Source organism: Qipengyuania profundimaris, from assembly GCF_030717945.1.
Taxonomy (GTDB): domain Bacteria; phylum Pseudomonadota; class Alphaproteobacteria; order Sphingomonadales; family Sphingomonadaceae; genus Qipengyuania; species Qipengyuania profundimaris.
This window is the reverse complement of the sequence record NZ_JAVAIM010000001.1, coordinates 104,109-120,848: the sequence shown is the minus strand read 5'-3', so window position 1 is coordinate 120,848 and position 16,740 is coordinate 104,109. Positions and strand designations below refer to the sequence as shown.

The following is a 16,740-nucleotide window of genomic DNA, read 5'->3' as shown; positions in this document are numbered from 1 at the left end:
CTGCGCTGGGCTTGTCGCAAACCCCGCACATGACCATTCCCGGCCCGACCTCCCAGACCTTCATTTCGCAGCGCCTGCGCCTCAACTATCTCGACTGGGGCAATCGGGGGAAGCCGCCGCTAGTGCTGGTCCACGGCGGGCGTGACCATGCGCGCAGCTGGGACTGGGTGGCGGAAGAGCTTTGCCAGGACTGGCACGTGGTCGCGATGGATCACCGCGGCCATGGCGATTCCGACTGGGTTTCGGACGGCAATTATTCGGCCAGCGACATGGTGTACGACCTTGCGCAGCTGGTCCACCAGCTCGGCGTCGGACCGGTGACGATCGTCAGCCATTCGATGGGAGGCAATGTATCGCTGCGCTATGCGGGGACTTTTCCCGACATGGTCGCCAAGATCGTCGCCATCGAAGGCCTCGGCCCCAGCCCCAAGCGGCAGGAAGAGCTACGCGCCAAGCCCTATCCCGAGCGGCTAAACGAATGGATCGGCAAGAAGCGCGCCGCCTCCGGTCGATCCCCACGCAAGTATGAAAGTATAGAAGCTGCTTTCGCACGGATGATCGAGGAGAACAGTTACCTCACCGAGGAACAGGCCCGGCACCTCACCATCCATGGCGTCAATCGCAACGAGGACGGCACCTATAGCTGGAAGTTCGATCCGCACCTCAATGTCTGGCCGGTCGAGGACATTGCCGACGAGTTTCTCCACCAGACCTGGGCCGCGATCACGGCGCCCACGCTACTGCTCTACGGCGCCGACAGCTGGGCCTCCAATCCAGAAGGCGATGGGCGGCTCGACCATTTCGCCAATGCCGATGTGATCGAGTTCGCAAATGCCGGACACTGGCTCCACCACGACCAGTTCGACCGGTTCATGAAAACCTTGAGGGACTTTCTGTAATGGCAGACTTCTTCGACCGTCTCGACGACAAGCACATCGCCATGATCGGCCAGCAGCCTGTCTTTTTCGTCGCGACGGCCGCCGAAGATGCCCGCATTAACCTCAGCCCCAAGGGCTACGATGCCTTTCGCGTGATCGCGCCGGATCGCGTCGCCTATCTCGACCTCGCTGGTTCGGGCAACGAGACTCACGCGCATCTCGCCGCGGATGGTCGCATCACGCTGATGTTCTGCAACTTCGGCCGGCCTGCTCTGATCCTGCGCATCTACGGGACCGGCCGCGCCGTGCTGCCGCAAGATGCCGGCTGGAGCGAATTGTCCGGCTATTTCGACATGCTTCCCGGCACGCGGCAGATCTTCGACATTGCAGTGGAAAGCGTGCAGACCAGCTGCGGCTGGGGGGTGCCGTTCATGGACTACCACGACGAGCGTGAGACGCTGAAGAAAGCGCACCGGAAGATGGACCCCGACGCTTGGGTGGCAAAGGCGCAATCGCGGACGCAGAGCATCGACGGCCTCCCGACGCGCCCCACCGAACGCTATATCGCGGGCGACTGAGCAGGCGTGCAACTCACTTTCGCCAGCTACAACATCCATAAGGCTGTCGGCCTCGATCGCAGGCGCGATCCCGAGCGCATCCTGTCGGTACTGCACGAGATAGATGCCGATATCATCGCGCTCCAGGAAGCGGACCGGCGGATCGGCGACCGGGCGACGGTGCTGCCGCGCGCGGCGCTCGACGATACCAGATGGCGCGTGGTCGAGGTCGCACGGCGGCCGCGCAGCATCGGCTGGCATGGCAATGCGCTGCTGGTGAGGAGAGATGTGGAGATCGTCGCGAGTCACGCGCTCGATATTCCGACACTCGAGCCCCGCGGTGCAGCGTGCGGCGAAATTGCGGTGGACGGCAGGTTGTTGCGCGTAATCGGCACGCATCTCGACCTTTCCGGCCTGCGCCGCCGCGACCAGATCCGCTCGCTCCTGACCTATGTCGATACCTGCAAACGCGATTTGCCCTCGGTCATCCTCGGCGATTTCAACCAGTGGGGCCGACATACAGGGGCCATGCGGGAATTCGGCAAGGAATGGCAGCTCGTTACGCCGGGCCGCAGCTATCCTAGCCGCCAGCCGATCGCGACGCTCGACCGGATCGCCGCCACGCGCCACTGGGAATGTGTCGACACGAACGTCCACCACACACCCCTCGCCGCAATCGCATCGGATCACCTCCCGATCGTCGCGCGGCTGAAGCTGCACACAAAATGATCAGCCGATTATAATTTAGGCAGGCCAACTGTTTTTGGGCCTCGCACCTGGGGCCCGTGGCCTTCGCAATTCAATTTGGCACGCTTCATGCTGCACCTGCGAGAGCCGGCATCGGGGCCGGCGGATAGCCAGCAGGGGGTGAACGCGTGAAATTCATCATCGCCGTCATCAAGCCATACAAGCTCGACGAAGTGCGCGAAGCGCTCGGCGCAGTGGGTGTGGCCGGAATGACCGTGTCCGAAGTCAAGGGCTTCGGGCGCCAGAAGGGGCAAACCGAGATTTATCGCGGCGCCGAATATTCGACCAACATGCTGCCCAAGGTGAAGCTGGAGATCGCGACCAGCGATGACCTTGCCCCGCAAGTGGTCGAAACCATCCAGCAAACCGCCAGCAGCGAGGCGATCGGCGACGGGAAGATCTTCGTCTTCGACCTCGCCAGCGCCACCCGCATCCGCACCGGCGAAACCGGCGACACCGCGCTGTGACGATGAAGGAACCAACCATGCTTCGCACTCTTTCCCGCGTGAGCGCCGTCGGCCTCGCGCTTCTCGCGCCGGTTACGGCATTTGCGCAAGATCCGGGGCTCCAGGCGCCCGTCGCAGTCGCGGAAGCGGCAGCAGCCGTGCCCAATCCCGGCAACAATGCCTGGATGATGACCGCGACCGTCTTGGTCATGCTGATGATCCTGCCAGGCCTCGCGCTGTTCTACGGCGGCCTCACCCGCTCCAAAAACATGCTCTCCACCATGACCCAGATCGGCGCGACCGCCTCGCTGGCGATGCTCGTCTGGGTCATGTGGGGCTATTCCACGGCCTTTGGTCCCGAAGGCAATGCCTTCTTCAGCTGGGGCAATCTCTTCCTGGCGCAGACCGATGCGTCGAGCACGGCCGCGACCTTCACCGATGAGGTGATCAGCGAGTTCGTGTTCATAAGCTTCCAGATGACCTTCGCGGCCATTACTGCGGCGCTTATCCTGGGCGCGACGGCAGAGCGGATGAAGTTCAGCGCCGTCATGCTGTTCGTGCCGCTGTGGCTGACGATCGTCTATTTCCCCATCGCCCACATGGTCTGGGCCGGTGGCGGGCTGCTGTTCGAAGACGGCGCGCTCGACTTCGCGGGCGGCACCGTGGTGCACATCAACGCCGGCGTTTCGGGTCTCGTGCTCGCATACCTTCTCGGCAAGCGTCGCGGCTATCCGGCGGAGCCGATGCCGCCGCACAGCCTGACACTCACCATGGTCGGTACTGGCCTCCTGTGGGTGGGCTGGTTCGGCTTCAATGCCGGCTCCGCTCTCGAGGCGGATGCATCGGCCGGCCTCGCCATGATCAACACCTTCGTCGCCACGGCGGCAGGGGCGCTGACCTGGATGGTGATCGAGAAGCTGGCAGGGCACAAGGGTTCGGCTCTCGGCTTCTGCTCGGGCGTCATCGCCGGCCTCGTCGCCGTGACGCCTGCAGCGGGTAACAGCGGTCCTTTCGGCGCGATCCTGCTCGGTATCGTCAGCTCGGCCGTCTGCTACGTCTTCGTAGCGAAGATCAAGGCCAAGCTCGGCTATGACGACAGCCTCGACGCCTTCGGCATCCACGGTATCGGCGGCATCGTCGGCGCGATCGGCACGGCGGTGGTCTACCAGCCGTTCCTCGCCGGTCCCGGCGACGGCTCGACCGCACTCGGCGCCCAGCTCTGGGTCCAGATCTACAGCGTACTCGTGACGATTGCCTGGGCCGGTATCGGCACCCTGGTCGTCGGACTGGTCGTCAAGATGCTGCTCGGCCTCAGGGTCTCCGAGGAAGCCGAAGTCGACGGCCTCGACATCTCCGAACACGGGGAGCGGGCTTATAATTGACACCAAGTTAGGCGGGGCCGCCTCTTCTCTCTCCTCTCCTCTCGGAGGTGGCCCCGCCAAACGATGTTCCTCCTGCGAACATGAGCCTTCAAGGGCCGGGGATCTTTCTCCGGCCCCTTTTTTGTGTCCTGTGTCGATGTGACTCGATTGCTACGCAATATCCGTAAAATGGGTGCTTGCACATTATAACTATTGATAAGTCTCTATCCCGGATTCATCCCGCTTGTTGTTGCAGGGCCGAAAATGCCCGCACGCAGGAGGAGACGGATTATGCAAGTTATCTTCACGCACAGGGTAAGCCGCGCAGCGTCGCTGCTCGCAGGCTGCGGCCTCGTCGCGATCGCGACCCCGGTTGCGGCGCAGGTCGCCGAACAGGTCGAGGGCGATGAAGACGTCATCATCGTGACCGCGACGAAGCGCGACTCAACGATTCAGGACGTCCCCTTCTCGATCAACGCGCAGACGCAGGAAGACATCCAGAAATCGGGCGTGGGCAATCTGGAAGATCTGTCGCGCAATGTCGCCGGGCTTTCGGTCCAGAACCTCGGGCCGGGCCAGAGCCAGGTTTCGGTGCGCGGCGTTTCCGCCGGCCAGGTCGTGCGCGACCAGCCGGGCGTGAAGGAGCAGGTCGGCGTCTATCTCGACGAAAGCGTGATCTCGCTTTCGCTGTTCACGCCGGATCTCGATTTGTTCGACCTCAATCGTGTCGAAACCCTTCGCGGCCCGCAGGGCACGCTGTTTGGCTCGGGCAGCGTCGGCGGCACGATCCGCTACATCACCAACCAGCCGCTGGTCGGGGTGACCGAAGGCCTTGTCGAGGGCAATGTGAACCTTGTCGACGGGGACGATTTGGGCTGGCACGCCAAGGGCATGGTCAATCTGCCGCTCGGTGAACGTGCTGCCATCCGTGCTGTCGGTTATTACACGCAATACGGCGGCTTCATCGATGCGATCGGCCCGGCCGGCGGCGAGGACATCAATGGCGGCGAACGCTATGGCGGCCGCCTCGCGCTGACGATCGACACGGGCGAGGGCTTTAGCATCACCCCGCGCTTCATCTATCAGAAGATCACTGCCGACGGCTTCAACCGGCAGGAAATCTGGAACCTCTACGCCAATCCCGATCAGGCCGATCCGACCGTCTTCGACGAGCGCGAGCAGTATCTGAAACTGCGCGAGGCGTTCGAGGACGAGACACTGATCGCCGACCTCGTGGTCGAAGCTGAGCTCGGCGCAGTCACGCTGACCTCGGTCAGCTCCTACACCAACCGCGACATTTTGGTGAGTCGCGATGCCAGCGCGCTGAGCGGATCGGTTTCGGTCGATCTCGGCTATCCCACCGCCGCAATCAATTTGCCTTCGAACCTGCGCGATACGACCGACGTCAACGCGATCACGCAGGAATTACGGCTGTCGTCCAATGGCAGCGGCCCGTTACAGTGGGTCGTCGGCGGGTTCTATTCGAGCACCGATCGCTTCTACCGCCAGCGCCTGCCGACACCGGGCTACGCGGCGGCGACCGATGCGACGCTGGGCGCGGGAACTTCCGCGGCGGTCGCCAATGGTTTTCCCAACCTCGATTCGCCCTACAATGCGGATATCCCCTACGAGCTGGAGCAGATCGCCATTTTCGGCGAGGCAACTTACGCTATCACCGATGCTTTCGATGCGACGGTCGGTGCGCGGTATTACGATTTCGAGGAAAGCCGCCGCTTCGTCTCGGGCGGCCTGTTCGCCAATGGCGACAACGCGGCGGATACCACGAAGTCCGACGGCGTCAGCCCGCGCGTGCTGCTCAGCTACGATGTCAACGACACGCTGACATTGAACGCACAGGCATCGAAAGGCTTCCGCCTCGGCGGCGTCAACGATCCGCTCAACGTGACGCTCTGCTCGCCGGACGACGAAGCGCTGTTCGGCTCCTTCCAGAGCTATGACGACGAAAGCCTGTGGAACTACGAAGTAGGTGCGAAGGCGCAGGGGCGCGGCTTCTACGCCAATGTCGCAGGCTTCTATAACGACATCAGCGACCTCCAGGTCACGCTCGATGCGGGCAGCTGCTCGTCGCGCGTGGTGTTCAACGTGCCGGACGCCCATTCGATGGGTGTGGAGGCGGAAGTCGGCTTCTCGCCCACTCCGGGGCTGGACTTCGTCTTCTCAGGCAGCCTGATCGAAGCGGAATTCGATTCGACCCTGCCCGAGCCGCTGGCCACCGCCACCGGCATTCGGGAGGGCAATCGCCTGCCGTCGGTGCCGGAATTCCAGCTTTCGGTCTCGGGCAGCTACGAATTCCCGGTTTCGGCCACGGCGGACGCCTATGTGGCGGCGTCGTACAGCCATGTCGGCAATCGCTATACGCAGCCGGCGGACCAGGAGAACAATCCGCGCACCTTCGTGCATGGCTTGCCGTTCCGCGGGGCGCCGGCCGATGCGTCGACCACGGTCGACCTGCTGCTGCCCTCCTATGATCTGGTGAATCTCAACGCAGGCGTCGATTTCGACTCCGGCTTCTCGCTGGTTGTTTATGTGAACAACCTGCTCGACGAAAATGCGCTGCTCAGCTTCGACCGCGAGCGCGGCGGCCGGGCACGTCTCGGCTATCGGGTGAGCACGCCGCGGACATTTGGAATAACGGCGCGTCAGTCGTTTTAAGGGGCGCGAGAAAACTTGAAAGGGGCGGGCTTCGGTCCCGCCCCTTGTCCTTTGCTATGCAGCCAACGCGTCCTTCACGAAGTCGGCGCAGCGTTCGCCGATCATGATGCTCGGCGCATTGGTGTTGCCGCTGACGAGGCGCGGCATGATGCTGGCATCGGCGATGTACAGCCCATCGACCCCGCGCGCTTTCAGCGTCGGATCGACTACCGCATCCGCATCTGCGCCCATGCGGCAGGTGCCGACCGGGTGGTAGACGGTGTCGGCGCGGCTTCTGATCAACTCGTCGAGCTGCGCATCGTCGTCCAGGTCGATGGCGTAGCGGTCCTTCGGCTCGTAGCGCGAGAGGCTCGGCGAGGAAGCGATCCGGTGCGACAGCCGCACGCCTTCGCGCAAGGTGGCGATGTCGCGGTCGTCGTCGAGGAAGTTCGGATCGATGCGCGGAGCGTGGCTCGCCTCGCGGCTGTCGAGCCGCACGGTGCCCCGGCTCTCGGGCCGCAAGACGCAGGCGTGCAATGAGAAGCCGTGGCCCTTGACCTTCTCGCGCCCGTGATCCTCCAGCATGGCGGGTACGAAGTGCCACTGGATATCGGGCGCAGGTGCATCGGGCATGACCTTCCAGAACCCGCCGGCTTCGGCATAGGGCGTGGTCATGATGCCGGTCCGCTTGCGCCGGTGCTCGACGATGGCCTTGGCCATGCGCACGGTGCCCGCCAGGCTGTCGCCGATGAAGTCCTTGCTCTGCGTTTCCCAGCTGGAGACGTAGTCGATGTGGTCCTGCAGGTCCGATCCGACGGCGGGCTTGTCCAGCTTCACCTCGATCCCGTGCTCGCGCAGGTGCGCCGCCGGGCCGATACCGGACAGCATCAGGATTTGCGGCGAGTTGAACGCTCCCGCCGAGAGCACCACGGCTCCGCGCGCCGAGACGGTGCGCTCCTTCCCGCCTACCGAATAGGTGACGCCGGTGACGCGCCCGTCTGTGATCACCAGCCGCTGGACGGTAACGCCGATGCGGATGTCGAGGTTTTTCGATTTGCGCTTCGGCTCGACATAGGCGCGCGCAGCGGACCAGCGTTCGCCATCCTTTTGCGTTACCTGGTAGAGGCCGAAACCTGCCTGGGTGGCTCCGTTGAAGTCATTGTTGCGCGGCAATTGCAGCTGCGCTGCGGCCTCGACAAATGCGAGGCTGCCCGGGTTGGGCCATTTCTGGTCGCTGACCCACAGCGGGCCATCGTCGCCGTGAAATTCATCCTCGCCCCGCACATTGTGTTCGGCGCGTTTGAAATAGGGGAGCACGTCGTCATGGCTCCAGCCGGAGCAGCCGAGCGCCTCCCAATTGTCGTAATCCCAGCTGTTGCCGCGGATATAGACCATGGCGTTGATCGCCGAGGATCCGCCGAGCCCGCGTCCGCGTGGCTGGTAACCGGTGCGCCCGTTCAGCCCTTTCTGCGGCACCGTCTCGTAGCGATAATTCGACTTGTCATTGAGAAAGGGCATGAAGCCCGGCGTCTTGATCAGGGCGGTGTTGTTACGCCCCCCGGCCTCCAGCAGGCACACGCGCTTGCCGCCCTCTGCCAGCCGGCCCGCGACCGCGCTGCCTCCGCTACCGCCGCCGACGACGACTACGTCGAATTCATCCATGATATCTCCTCTCGATTCGAGAGGTTAGGCAGCCTCGGCCTCGCCCGCAATCGGGTTTTCGGATGAAACGGGTTTAGGGTCCGACGCCTGTCGTGCCAGCCATGCAGCGCGGATCTGGTCGCTGGTCTCGCGGGTGCCGTCATGCGTCCAGCCGGGTTCGCGCAGAAGATAGCCGAGCTTGCTGCCCCGCGGCGCGCGCCACATGTCCTGCGCGATGCCGATCCATTCGTGGAACACCGCCCATAGCAAATTGAAGCTGCCGAGCTGCTTGACGATACCGTAGCGGATCTTCTCGTCTTTCACTTCGGGCTCGAACGTGCCGAACAGCTTGTCCCAGACGATGAAGACTCCCGCGTAGTTGCGGTCGAGATAGCGCGGATTGGTTGCATGATGCACCCGGTGGTGGCTCGGCGTGTTCATAACCGCCTCGAACCAGCGCGGCATCTTGTCGATCGCCTCGGTGTGGATCCAGAACTGGTAGATCAGGTTGAACCCGCCTGCGAGCGCGATCATGCCCGGATGGAAGCCGAGCAGCACCAGCGGCAGGGCGAAGGCGAAGCCCAGCGTCATGAAGCCGGTCCAGGTCTGGCGGAGTGCGGTGCTGAGATTGTAATGCTGGCTGGAATGGTGGTTCACATGGCTCGCCCAGAACCAGCGCACGCGGTGGCCGAAGCGGTGGACCCAGTAGTATTTGAGATCGTCGAGCACGAAGCAGAGCGCGAAAGCCCACCAGCTCCAGCCGATGTCGAACAGGCGGAACTGCCACACCCACAGGAACAGCGCGAAGAACAACCCGCCGAAGATCAGTCCGCTGACCGTGCTGCCGAGGCCGAACGCCAAACTGGTCAACGTATCGCGCGGCTCATAGGCCTCGCGCCGCTTACGCCAAGCCCAGATCATTTCGATCAGGACCAGCGCGACGAAGCCGGGCACGGCGAGTTCGGTGGGCGAGAAATCGGGCATGATTAGCGGCTCTTTATCGCCTTGATCGCCTGCATCCAAGCTGAAGCGTCGGCAAGCGCGAGTCGGGCGGAGCCATAACGCTTCTCCGCCGTCTCGACAAAAAGCTCGCCATCCTCGATCCGCGCATCTGCCCGATCGCTCAGCAGGCGACCGGCGAAGTGGGAGCCATGTGGTCGCAACAGGAGGACTCGACCTCCGCTATCGCGCAACAGGGCGCCGCGACCCTCCCTGTCCAGCCCGATTGCGACGGGTTCGAAGCCGCTGACGGCTTCGTCGGCAGCCCTACGCGCGGCATTCTCATCGTCCAGCCGTGGCTCGGGGCCGAGCTTCAATCGCCAAGCAATCGCGGCCAACACGAGGATTGCGGCGAGCGAACCGAGAAACTGAAGGAGGGCAGGTGGCAGGGTCATGCAAATGCCGATTTGGCATGACGCGTATTTTGCGGCAAGCATGCGCCGACCAGGGAGATATTCTGCATGAAAGTCGCCGTCCTACTCGCCGCCACTGCCATGACGCTCGCGCTGCCCGCAGCCGCGCAAGAGGCCGATCCTATCGCCGCAGTCGAGGCCGAGAGCGAACGCACCAGCCGTGTCGCGCGCGAAATCTGGGAACTGGCGGAACTCGGCTACCTCGAAACCCAATCGAGCGGATTGCTGGTGGACGAATTGCAACGGGAAGGGTTCTCCATCCAGCCGGGCGTTGCCGGTATTCCGACGGCCTTCGTGGCCGAATGGGGCAGTGGCGGTCCGGTCATCGGACTGCTGGCGGAATTCGACGCGCTGCCGGGGATCAACCAGTCGACCTCGCCCAATCGCGATCCGGTCGAAGGCAAGCATGCGGGTCACGCCTGCGGGCATAATTTGTTCGGTGCAGGCTCGCTCACCGCGGCGATTGCGATCAGGAACTGGCTGGAGGCGACCGGCACGCCGGGCCGCGTCAGGCTCTACGGTACTCCGGCGGAAGAAGGCGGATCGGGCAAGGTCTATATGACCCGCGCCGGCCTGTTCGACGATGCCGATTTCGTGATCGACTGGCACCCGGCGGACCGCAATTCCGCCGCCTCGCGCATGAGCCTCGCCAACCGTTCGGGCAAGTTCCGTTTCCGCGGCGTGTCGGCCCACGCGGCGGGAGCGCCGGAGCGCGGACGCAGCGCGCTCGACGGTGTCGAGGCGATGAACATGATGGTCAACATGATGCGTGAGCACACTAGCATGGATACGCGCATCCATTACGTCATCACCGAAGGCGGGGCGGCCCCGAACGTGGTCCCCGATTTCGCCGAAGTGTTCTATTACGTGCGCCACTCCGACGCCGACGAGGTCCGCGCGCTGTGGCCCCGGCTCGAGGCTGCGGCGAAGGGCGCGGCGATGGGCACCGGTACGGATGTCGACTGGGAGATCATCCACGGCAACAATCCCACCCTGCCACTAGAGTCTCTCCAGCGCATGATGACCGAGAAGCTCAACCAGCTCGAACCGATCGAATACACCGCCGAGGAACTCGCCTGGGCGCGTGAAATCCGCGAATCCTTCGGCGAGGATGCCCCCGATCTGTCGCAGGCGCGCGAGGTGGAGGAATTCGAGGTGAAGACCGGTTATGGTTCCACCGACGTCGGCGACGTGTCGCGCGCCGTGCCGACGGTCAGCGTCCGCACTGCCACGTGGGTGCCTGGCACGGCGGCGCATAGCTGGCAGGCGGTTGCTGCCAGCGGGCATAGCTACGGTGCGAAAGGCACGCAGCAGGCGGCCAAGGCCATGATCCTTGCGGCGGTCGAGCTCTACACCAATCCGCAGCTGCGCGAGCAGGCGAAAGCGGAGTTCATCGCGGAGCGGGGCGAAGGGTATGAGTACCAGTCGCTGCTGGGCGATCGCGACCCGCCGCTCGATTATCGTCGCTGATCAGTCGCTGGATTTGCCCGCAAGCATGTCGACCGTCGGGCGGACGGGATCGATCGAATAGCCACCGGCTTCCGCCGCTGCGGCGATCTCGTCCGGATCTCGGCCTTGCTTTGCCTGGGCGAGCGACCAGAGCAGAGTCGAGCGCGTGCCCGAGCGGCAGAAGCCGAGCACGGGACGGTCGGCCTTGGCGAGAACTTCCGACATCGCGTCGACCTGCGGCATGCTGAAACCCGAGTGGCCGATCGGGATCGCGACATAGTTCAAGCCGGCTGCTTTCGTGGCTGATTCGATGTCGCTGCCTGCAGGCTGGTCGTCCGCCTCGCCTTCCGGACGGTTGTTCACGATCGTGCCGATCCCCATGGCCGCCGCTTGCGACACATCGGCCACGGAAATTTGCGGGCTGGCGAAGAAGCCATCGTCGATCTTACGGAAATCGGTCATGCGGCTTCTCCCTTGGCTGCGGCACGCTGCCCCGCACGGCGGCGGCGCTGGACGATATTGAGAATCTCGACGCCGACCGAGAAGCCCATGGCGGCGTAGATATAGCCCTTGGGCACATGGAAGCCGAAGCCGTCGGCGATCAGGACGAGGCCGATCATCACGAGGAAGGCCAAGGCCAGCATGACCAGCGTCGGATTGCTCTCGATGAATTTCGCCAGCGGATCGGCGGCAACCATCATGATACCGACCGTGATGACCACGGCAGCGACCATGATCGGAATGTCGTCGGTCATGCCGACCGCGGTCAGGATCGAATCGACCGAGAAGACCATGTCGATCGCGATGATTTGGACGATCACAGAGCCGAAAGTCGCCGTGGCGGCCGCCGCGACCCCCGGTGTCTTGTCCAGCAGATCGCCCGAGTCGTCCTCCGGCTCCATCGAATGATGGATTTCCTTGGTCGCCTTCCACAGGAGGAATAGGCCGCCTGCGAGGAGGATGAGATCGCGCCCGGAGAACGCCGTTTCGAAGCTGGCCTTGTTCGTGCCCTCGACCGGCGGCCCGACGATGCCGAGATCGAAGATAGGCGTCTGCAGCGTGACCAGCCAACCGATCAGCATCAGCATGCCGATCCGCAGGATCAGCGCGAGAGCGAGGCCGATGCGGCGTGCCTTCTGCTGCTGGTGCTCGGGCAGCTTGTTCGAGAGGATCGCGATGAAAATGAGATTGTCGATGCCCAGCACGACTTCCAGCGCAATCAGCGTCAGGAGCGCGAGCCATGCTGCGGGGTCGGACAAGAGGGCCATGATTTCCATGGCGTCGCAATGCCAAGCCGGCCGGGGACGCGCAAGCGAAACGACGTGGCGGAACCTCATGCGAAAATGTCACAATTTTGCGCGAGACGGCATCCGAACGCTAAATCATTCGCAACACGCGCGGATTCGCGCTATGCGTGTCGAAATGTGCGGTGGGCTGCCCTGCGGGCGCACCCTCCGCGGTCCGGCGTGGCAAGGCAGCCGACGCGCCGGGGATTGAGGAACACTGGCTGTACGAAGGTACTGTTCGGATTATGGGTTACGATAAAGGGCGCCGTCGCGGACGGGATAAGCGCGATGGTTTTGGGGAGGATAGCTTCGATCCGTTCGGCGGCCCGCCGGCGGACTTTGCTCCACACGATTCTTTCCGCGACAATCGCGGCGGTGGCGATCGCTTCGGCGGCGGCGGAGGCGGCGGTGACCGCTTCGGTGGCGGCAATCGCGGCGGCGGTGGCGGCGGCTTCGGCGGCGGCAACCGTGGCGGCGGCGGTGGTGGTGGCGGCGGTTTCAACCGCATGCCCGCCCAGGTCGTCGGCACCGGCAAAGGCACGGTGAAGTTCTTCAACAGCCAGAAGGGCTTCGGCTTCATCCAGCAGGAAACCGGCGGCGAAGACGTCTTCGTCCACATCAGCGCCGTCGAACGTGCCGGCCTCGAAGGCCTTGCCGAGGGGCAGGAGCTGGAATTCAACCTCGTCGATCGCGGCGGCAAGGTTTCGGCGCAAGACCTCCAGGTCGTCGGCGATGTGATCGCGGTCGAGCAGAAGAGCGCTGCTCCGCGGCGCGAGCTGACCGGCGAAAAGGCGACGGGCACGGTCAAGTTCTTCAACTCGATGAAGGGCTTCGGCTTCCTGACCCGCGACGATGGCCAGCCGGATGCCTTCGTGCATATCAGCGCTGTCGAGCGTTCGGGCCTGTCGGGTATCGACGAGGGCGAGCGCTACGAGTTCGACCTCGAAGTCGACCGACGCGGCAAATATTCGGCGGTCAATCTCGTCCCCGTCCAAGAGTAAGGGCAGGAGTGCGAAGGCTTGCCGCGATCCGGTTTGACCCGGACCGCGCGAGGCAATAGATCGCTGGCAAACACGCAGATGGCGGTTCCGCAAGGGCCGCCATTTGTCTTTCGATTTTAGCCATGCCCGCTGGAGGCCCCATGTCGATTACCCCGCTGATGCCCGTCTATCCCCGCTGCGGCGTTCGCCCCGTTCGCGGCGAGCATTGCCATTTGATCGACGAGGACGGCACGCGCTATCTCGACTTCGCGAGCGGGATTGCGGTCAATTTGCTGGGCCACAGCCACGAAGGGCTGATCGGCGCGATCCAGCAGCAGGCAGCTACGCTGATGCACGTCTCCAACCTCTACGGCAGCCCGCAAGGCGAAGCGCTGGCGCAGCGGCTCGTCGACAAGACCTTCGCCGATACGGTGTTCTTCACCAACTCGGGCGCCGAGGCTGTCGAGGCCGCGATCAAGACAGCGCGTGCCTATCACCAGCACGAGGATGGCGATGCTAACCGGACCGAGCTGATTACCTTCACCAACGCCTTCCATGGGCGCACGATGGCAACGATCAGCGCCTCCAACCAGGCGAAGATGCACAAAGGCTTCATGCCGCTCCTCGCCGGTTTCCAATATGCGGAATTCGACGATCTGGAGAGCGCGAAGGCGCTGGTTAGCGACAAGACGGCCGGCTTCCTAGTCGAACCGATTCAGGGCGAGGGCGGCATCCGTCCTGCCTCGCAGGAATTCATCAACGGCCTGCGCGCCCTGTGCGACGAGCACGATCTCATGCTGGTCTTCGACGAGGTGCAGTGCGGCGTCGCGCGCACCGGCAAGCTCTATGCCTACGAGCATTACGGCATCGAGCCCGACATCATGGCGACTGCCAAGGGCATCGGCGGCGGCTTCCCGCTCGGCGCCTGTCTGGCGACCGAGAAGGCCGCGCGCGGCATGGGCTTCGGCACTCACGGTTCGACCTATGGCGGCAATCCGCTCGCCATGGCGGCGGGCACGGCGGTGATGGACGCCGTCGCGAACGACGAATTTCTCGCCGAGGTAACCGAGAAGGGCGAGCGCCTGCGCGCGCGCCTCGAGCAGTTCATCGGCAATTATCCCGACCTGTTCGAACTGGTGCGCGGCAAGGGCCTGATGCTTGGCATCAAGATGAAGGTCGAGAGCCGGCCGTTCTTCGTCCACCTGCGCGATCATCACCAGCTGCTGACGGTGGCCGCGGGCGACAACACCCTGCGCGTGCTGCCGCCGCTGGTGGCGGGCGAAGCGGAATTCGATGAATTCCTCGACAAGCTCTCGGCCGGTGCGGCGAGCTATCAGGTGCCAGAGGCCGCCTGATGGCCGAGCCGACTGCAGCCCCGCGCAACTTTCTTGACCTGTCCGATGCAGGCGGTGATGCGATCGCCGCGATGCTGGCCGACGCCCAGGACCGCAAGGCTGCCCGGCGCGATTGGCCCAAGGGCAGGGCCGACGCGGACGCGCCGCTCGCAGGGCACGTGCTTGGCATGATCTTCGAGAAGAATTCGACGCGCACGCGAGTGAGTTTCGATATTGGAATGCGCCAGCTCGGCGGCACATCGCTGATACTGGACTCGGGCACTACCCAGCTTGGGCGCGGCGAAAGCATTGCCGACACAGCCCGGGTGCTCAGCCGTATGGTCGATGCGATCATGATTCGGACCGACGATCATGCGAAAGCTGAAGAACTCGCGCACCACGCCAGCGTGCCAGTGATCAACGGCCTCACCGACCGCTCGCACCCCTGCCAGATCGTTGCCGATCTGCTGACGATGGTGGAGCAGGGCAAAGCGCTACCCGGCCTTGAACTTGCATGGCTCGGCGATGGCAACAATGTCCTCCATTCTATCCTGGAGGCAGCGGCGCTGTTCAAGTTCAACGTCCGCGTCGGCACGCCGCAGGGCTACGAGCCCGAGATGGAATTCGTCGAGATGGCGCGCGCTGCCGGGTCGCAGGTGACGTTGACGCAGGATGCAGCCGAAGCGGCCAGCGGTGCGGATATCGTGGTCACCGATACGTGGGTCTCGATGGGTCAGGAGCACGTCCACAACAAGCTCGCTGCGATGGCGCCATTCCAGGTCGATGCAGACCTGATGGCGCATGCCAAGCCGGACGCCCGTTTCCTCCACTGCCTGCCCGCCCATGTCGGCGACGAGGTGAGCGAGGAGGTGTTCGAGGGCGAACAGTCCGTGGTCTTCGATGAGGCGGAAAACCGCATCCACGCGCAGAAATCCATTCTGCTTTGGTGTTTCGGACGCCTTTGACCCGCCTCTGTTAATCCTTGTCGCGCCACCCATATGGGCGCGATGGACCAGACCACCCCCCATTCCGACGAAACCTACGCCGGGCAACTGCTCGGCTTCACGATCCCGTCGCGCAACGCGCGGGGACGCGTCGTCCGCCTCGACTCGGTGCTCGACGAGATCCTGTCGGCGCACGACTACCCTGCGCCGATCACTCATCTTCTTGCGGAAGCACTAGTGCTCGCCAGCCTCATGGGTGGCCTGCTGAAGGACGATGGATCGCAGGTGACCATGCAGGCCCAGACCGAGGCGGGCGCGGTCAATCTCCTGGTATGCGATTTCAAGGACGGAAACCTGCGGGGATACGTCGATTACGACGAGGCTCGGCTTGCCGAACTCGGGGCGAACCCGTCGCTATTCGCGCTCTTCGGAAAGGGCTATCTCGCGATCACTTTCGACATGGCCGACGGACGCGGACGCTATCAGGGGATCGTACCACTCGAAGGCGACAGTCTCTCGCAGGCTTGCGAGAATTACTTCTTACAGTCGGAACAGGTGCCGACGATGATCCGCTGCGCTGTACGCGGCGATGGGGCCTCCTGCTCGGCAGCCGGACTTCTCATCCAGCATTTGCCCGATGGCGAGGAGGGGCGCGAGCGGTTGCACGCGCGTCTCGATCACCCCGAGTGGGAGCACGTCGCTGTCATGGCTGGCTCGATCCGGCACGATGAACTCCTCGACCCTGCGCTCTCGCTCGAAGCGATCGTGTGGCGCCTGTTTCACGAGGAAGAGGAAGTGCGCATCCAGCGCGGTGCGCAGATCGCGCGCGGCTGCCGTTGCTCGATCGAGCATTACAAGGAAGTGATTGCGCGTTTCCCGGAAGCAGACCGGGCGGACATGCGCGACGATCAGGGCATGATCCTCGTCGATTGCGCCTTTTGCTCGAAACAGTTCGCCATCGCGGCGTGACGTTTGTCGATACTATACAACGCTTGAGCGCAGTTTCGGTGTATATTGCGCGAATCACAGGCGTGTTCGTTTCCCGACACGCGA

Annotated in this window: 16 protein-coding genes; 11 read left to right on the top strand and 5 right to left on the bottom strand. The window is 63.7% G+C overall.

The annotated features are described in order from the left end of the window. Positions 1 to 29: 29 nt before the first annotated feature. From Q9K02_RS00595 to Q9K02_RS00570, 6 genes are all read left to right on the top strand, one after another. Positions 30 to 899, top strand: a complete 870-nt coding sequence (locus tag Q9K02_RS00595) for an alpha/beta fold hydrolase (RefSeq protein ID WP_305931129.1) — start codon at positions 30 to 32, stop codon at positions 897 to 899. Next, positions 899 to 1,456 carry a pyridoxamine 5'-phosphate oxidase family protein gene (locus Q9K02_RS00590; RefSeq protein WP_305931128.1) on the top strand — a complete coding sequence of 186 codons (558 nt, stop codon included), beginning with the start codon at positions 899 to 901 and terminating at the stop codon, positions 1,454 to 1,456. The genes Q9K02_RS00595 and Q9K02_RS00590 overlap by 1 nt, the downstream gene beginning before the upstream one ends. A gap of 6 nt (positions 1,457 to 1,462) precedes the next feature. Then, positions 1,463 to 2,164, top strand: coding sequence for an endonuclease/exonuclease/phosphatase family protein (locus tag Q9K02_RS00585; RefSeq protein ID WP_305931127.1), 702 nt, complete (start codon positions 1,463 to 1,465; stop codon positions 2,162 to 2,164). 146 nt (positions 2,165 to 2,310) lie between these two features. Further along, on the top strand, positions 2,311 to 2,649 hold the full coding sequence (locus Q9K02_RS00580; RefSeq protein ID WP_278329546.1) for a P-II family nitrogen regulator: 339 nt from the start codon (positions 2,311 to 2,313) through the stop codon (positions 2,647 to 2,649). Between the two features lie 17 nt (positions 2,650 to 2,666). Further along, positions 2,667 to 4,010, top strand: a complete 1,344-nt coding sequence (locus tag Q9K02_RS00575; RefSeq protein ID WP_305931126.1) for an ammonium transporter — start codon at positions 2,667 to 2,669, stop codon at positions 4,008 to 4,010. Positions 4,011 to 4,280: 270 nt separating this feature from the next. Further along, positions 4,281 to 6,662, top strand: coding sequence for a TonB-dependent receptor (locus Q9K02_RS00570; RefSeq protein WP_305931125.1), 2,382 nt, complete (start codon positions 4,281 to 4,283; stop codon positions 6,660 to 6,662). 54 nt (positions 6,663 to 6,716) lie between these two features. On the opposite strand, the gene Q9K02_RS00565 is transcribed toward Q9K02_RS00570, so the two are convergent. Genes Q9K02_RS00565 through Q9K02_RS00555 form a run of 3 tightly spaced genes read right to left on the bottom strand, consistent with a single transcriptional unit; the run spans position 6,717 to position 9,676 of the window. After that, positions 6,717 to 8,303 (bottom strand): GMC family oxidoreductase, encoded by a 1,587-nt coding sequence (locus Q9K02_RS00565; protein ID WP_305931124.1) that lies wholly within the window; start codon positions 8,301 to 8,303, stop codon positions 6,717 to 6,719. A 24-nt stretch (positions 8,304 to 8,327) separates the two neighbouring features. Then, positions 8,328 to 9,266, bottom strand: a complete 939-nt coding sequence (locus tag Q9K02_RS00560; protein WP_305931123.1) for a sterol desaturase family protein — start codon at positions 9,264 to 9,266, stop codon at positions 8,328 to 8,330. 2 nt (positions 9,267 to 9,268) lie between these two features. Further along, the gene (locus Q9K02_RS00555) at positions 9,269 to 9,676 is read right to left on the bottom strand and encodes a hypothetical protein (protein ID WP_305931122.1); all 408 of its coding nucleotides are present in this window, start codon (positions 9,674 to 9,676) and stop codon (positions 9,269 to 9,271) included. A gap of 66 nt (positions 9,677 to 9,742) precedes the next feature. Here Q9K02_RS00555 and Q9K02_RS00550 point away from each other — a divergent pair, with 66 nt between their 5' ends. Continuing rightward, positions 9,743 to 11,164: an amidohydrolase gene (locus Q9K02_RS00550; protein ID WP_305931121.1), complete on the top strand. Its 1,422-nt coding sequence runs from the start codon at positions 9,743 to 9,745 to the stop codon at positions 11,162 to 11,164. Here Q9K02_RS00550 and Q9K02_RS00545 read toward each other — a convergent pair whose 3' ends face one another. Both Q9K02_RS00545 and Q9K02_RS00540 read right to left on the bottom strand, forming a co-directional pair. Beyond that, on the bottom strand, positions 11,165 to 11,605 hold the full coding sequence (locus tag Q9K02_RS00545) for a protein tyrosine phosphatase family protein (protein WP_305931120.1): 441 nt from the start codon (positions 11,603 to 11,605) through the stop codon (positions 11,165 to 11,167). It abuts the gene before it with no gap. After that, positions 11,602 to 12,420: a TerC family protein gene (locus Q9K02_RS00540; protein ID WP_305931119.1), complete on the bottom strand. Its 819-nt coding sequence runs from the start codon at positions 12,418 to 12,420 to the stop codon at positions 11,602 to 11,604. The genes Q9K02_RS00545 and Q9K02_RS00540 overlap by 4 nt, the downstream gene beginning before the upstream one ends. Positions 12,421 to 12,674: 254 nt before the next feature. Between Q9K02_RS00540 and Q9K02_RS00535 the strand changes: the two genes are divergently transcribed. The 4 genes from Q9K02_RS00535 to hslO all read left to right on the top strand — a co-directional run bounded on the left by Q9K02_RS00535 (position 12,675) and on the right by hslO (position 16,656). Next, positions 12,675 to 13,430, top strand: coding sequence for a cold-shock protein (locus Q9K02_RS00535; protein WP_305931118.1), 756 nt, complete (start codon positions 12,675 to 12,677; stop codon positions 13,428 to 13,430). A 140-nt stretch (positions 13,431 to 13,570) separates the two neighbouring features. Continuing rightward, the gene (locus tag Q9K02_RS00530) at positions 13,571 to 14,764 is read left to right on the top strand and encodes an aspartate aminotransferase family protein (RefSeq protein WP_305931117.1); all 1,194 of its coding nucleotides are present in this window, start codon (positions 13,571 to 13,573) and stop codon (positions 14,762 to 14,764) included. Beyond that, positions 14,764 to 15,708 carry an ornithine carbamoyltransferase gene (argF, locus tag Q9K02_RS00525; protein WP_305931116.1) on the top strand — a complete coding sequence of 315 codons (945 nt, stop codon included), beginning with the start codon at positions 14,764 to 14,766 and terminating at the stop codon, positions 15,706 to 15,708. The genes Q9K02_RS00530 and argF overlap by 1 nt, the downstream gene beginning before the upstream one ends. A 42-nt stretch (positions 15,709 to 15,750) precedes the next feature. Continuing rightward, positions 15,751 to 16,656, top strand: coding sequence for an Hsp33 family molecular chaperone HslO (gene hslO, locus Q9K02_RS00520; protein WP_305931115.1), 906 nt, complete (start codon positions 15,751 to 15,753; stop codon positions 16,654 to 16,656). Positions 16,657 to 16,740: the final 84 nt, after the last annotated feature.

Bases quoted from the DNA above. Each gene is read 5' to 3' on its own strand.
- Q9K02_RS00595 (WP_305931129.1), top strand. From the start codon at position 30: ATGACCATTCCCGGCCCGACCTCCCAGACCTTCATTTCGCAGCGCCTG.
- Q9K02_RS00590 (WP_305931128.1), top strand. From the start codon at position 899: ATGGCAGACTTCTTCGACCGTCTCGACGACAAGCACATCGCCATGATC.
- Q9K02_RS00575 (WP_305931126.1), top strand. From the start codon at position 2,667: ATGCTTCGCACTCTTTCCCGCGTGAGCGCCGTCGGCCTCGCGCTTCTC.
- Q9K02_RS00570 (WP_305931125.1), top strand. From the start codon at position 4,281: ATGCAAGTTATCTTCACGCACAGGGTAAGCCGCGCAGCGTCGCTGCTC.
- Q9K02_RS00565 (WP_305931124.1), bottom strand. From the start codon at position 8,303: ATGGATGAATTCGACGTAGTCGTCGTCGGCGGCGGTAGCGGAGGCAGC.
- Q9K02_RS00560 (WP_305931123.1), bottom strand. From the start codon at position 9,266: ATGCCCGATTTCTCGCCCACCGAACTCGCCGTGCCCGGCTTCGTCGCG.
- Q9K02_RS00555 (WP_305931122.1), bottom strand. From the start codon at position 9,676: ATGACCCTGCCACCTGCCCTCCTTCAGTTTCTCGGTTCGCTCGCCGCA.
- Q9K02_RS00550 (WP_305931121.1), top strand. From the start codon at position 9,743: ATGAAAGTCGCCGTCCTACTCGCCGCCACTGCCATGACGCTCGCGCTG.
- Q9K02_RS00545 (WP_305931120.1), bottom strand. From the start codon at position 11,605: ATGACCGATTTCCGTAAGATCGACGATGGCTTCTTCGCCAGCCCGCAA.
- Q9K02_RS00540 (WP_305931119.1), bottom strand. From the start codon at position 12,420: ATGGAAATCATGGCCCTCTTGTCCGACCCCGCAGCATGGCTCGCGCTC.
- Q9K02_RS00535 (WP_305931118.1), top strand. From the start codon at position 12,675: ATGGGTTACGATAAAGGGCGCCGTCGCGGACGGGATAAGCGCGATGGT.
- Q9K02_RS00530 (WP_305931117.1), top strand. From the start codon at position 13,571: ATGTCGATTACCCCGCTGATGCCCGTCTATCCCCGCTGCGGCGTTCGC.
- argF (WP_305931116.1), top strand. From the start codon at position 14,764: ATGGCCGAGCCGACTGCAGCCCCGCGCAACTTTCTTGACCTGTCCGAT.
- hslO (WP_305931115.1), top strand. From the start codon at position 15,751: ATGGACCAGACCACCCCCCATTCCGACGAAACCTACGCCGGGCAACTG.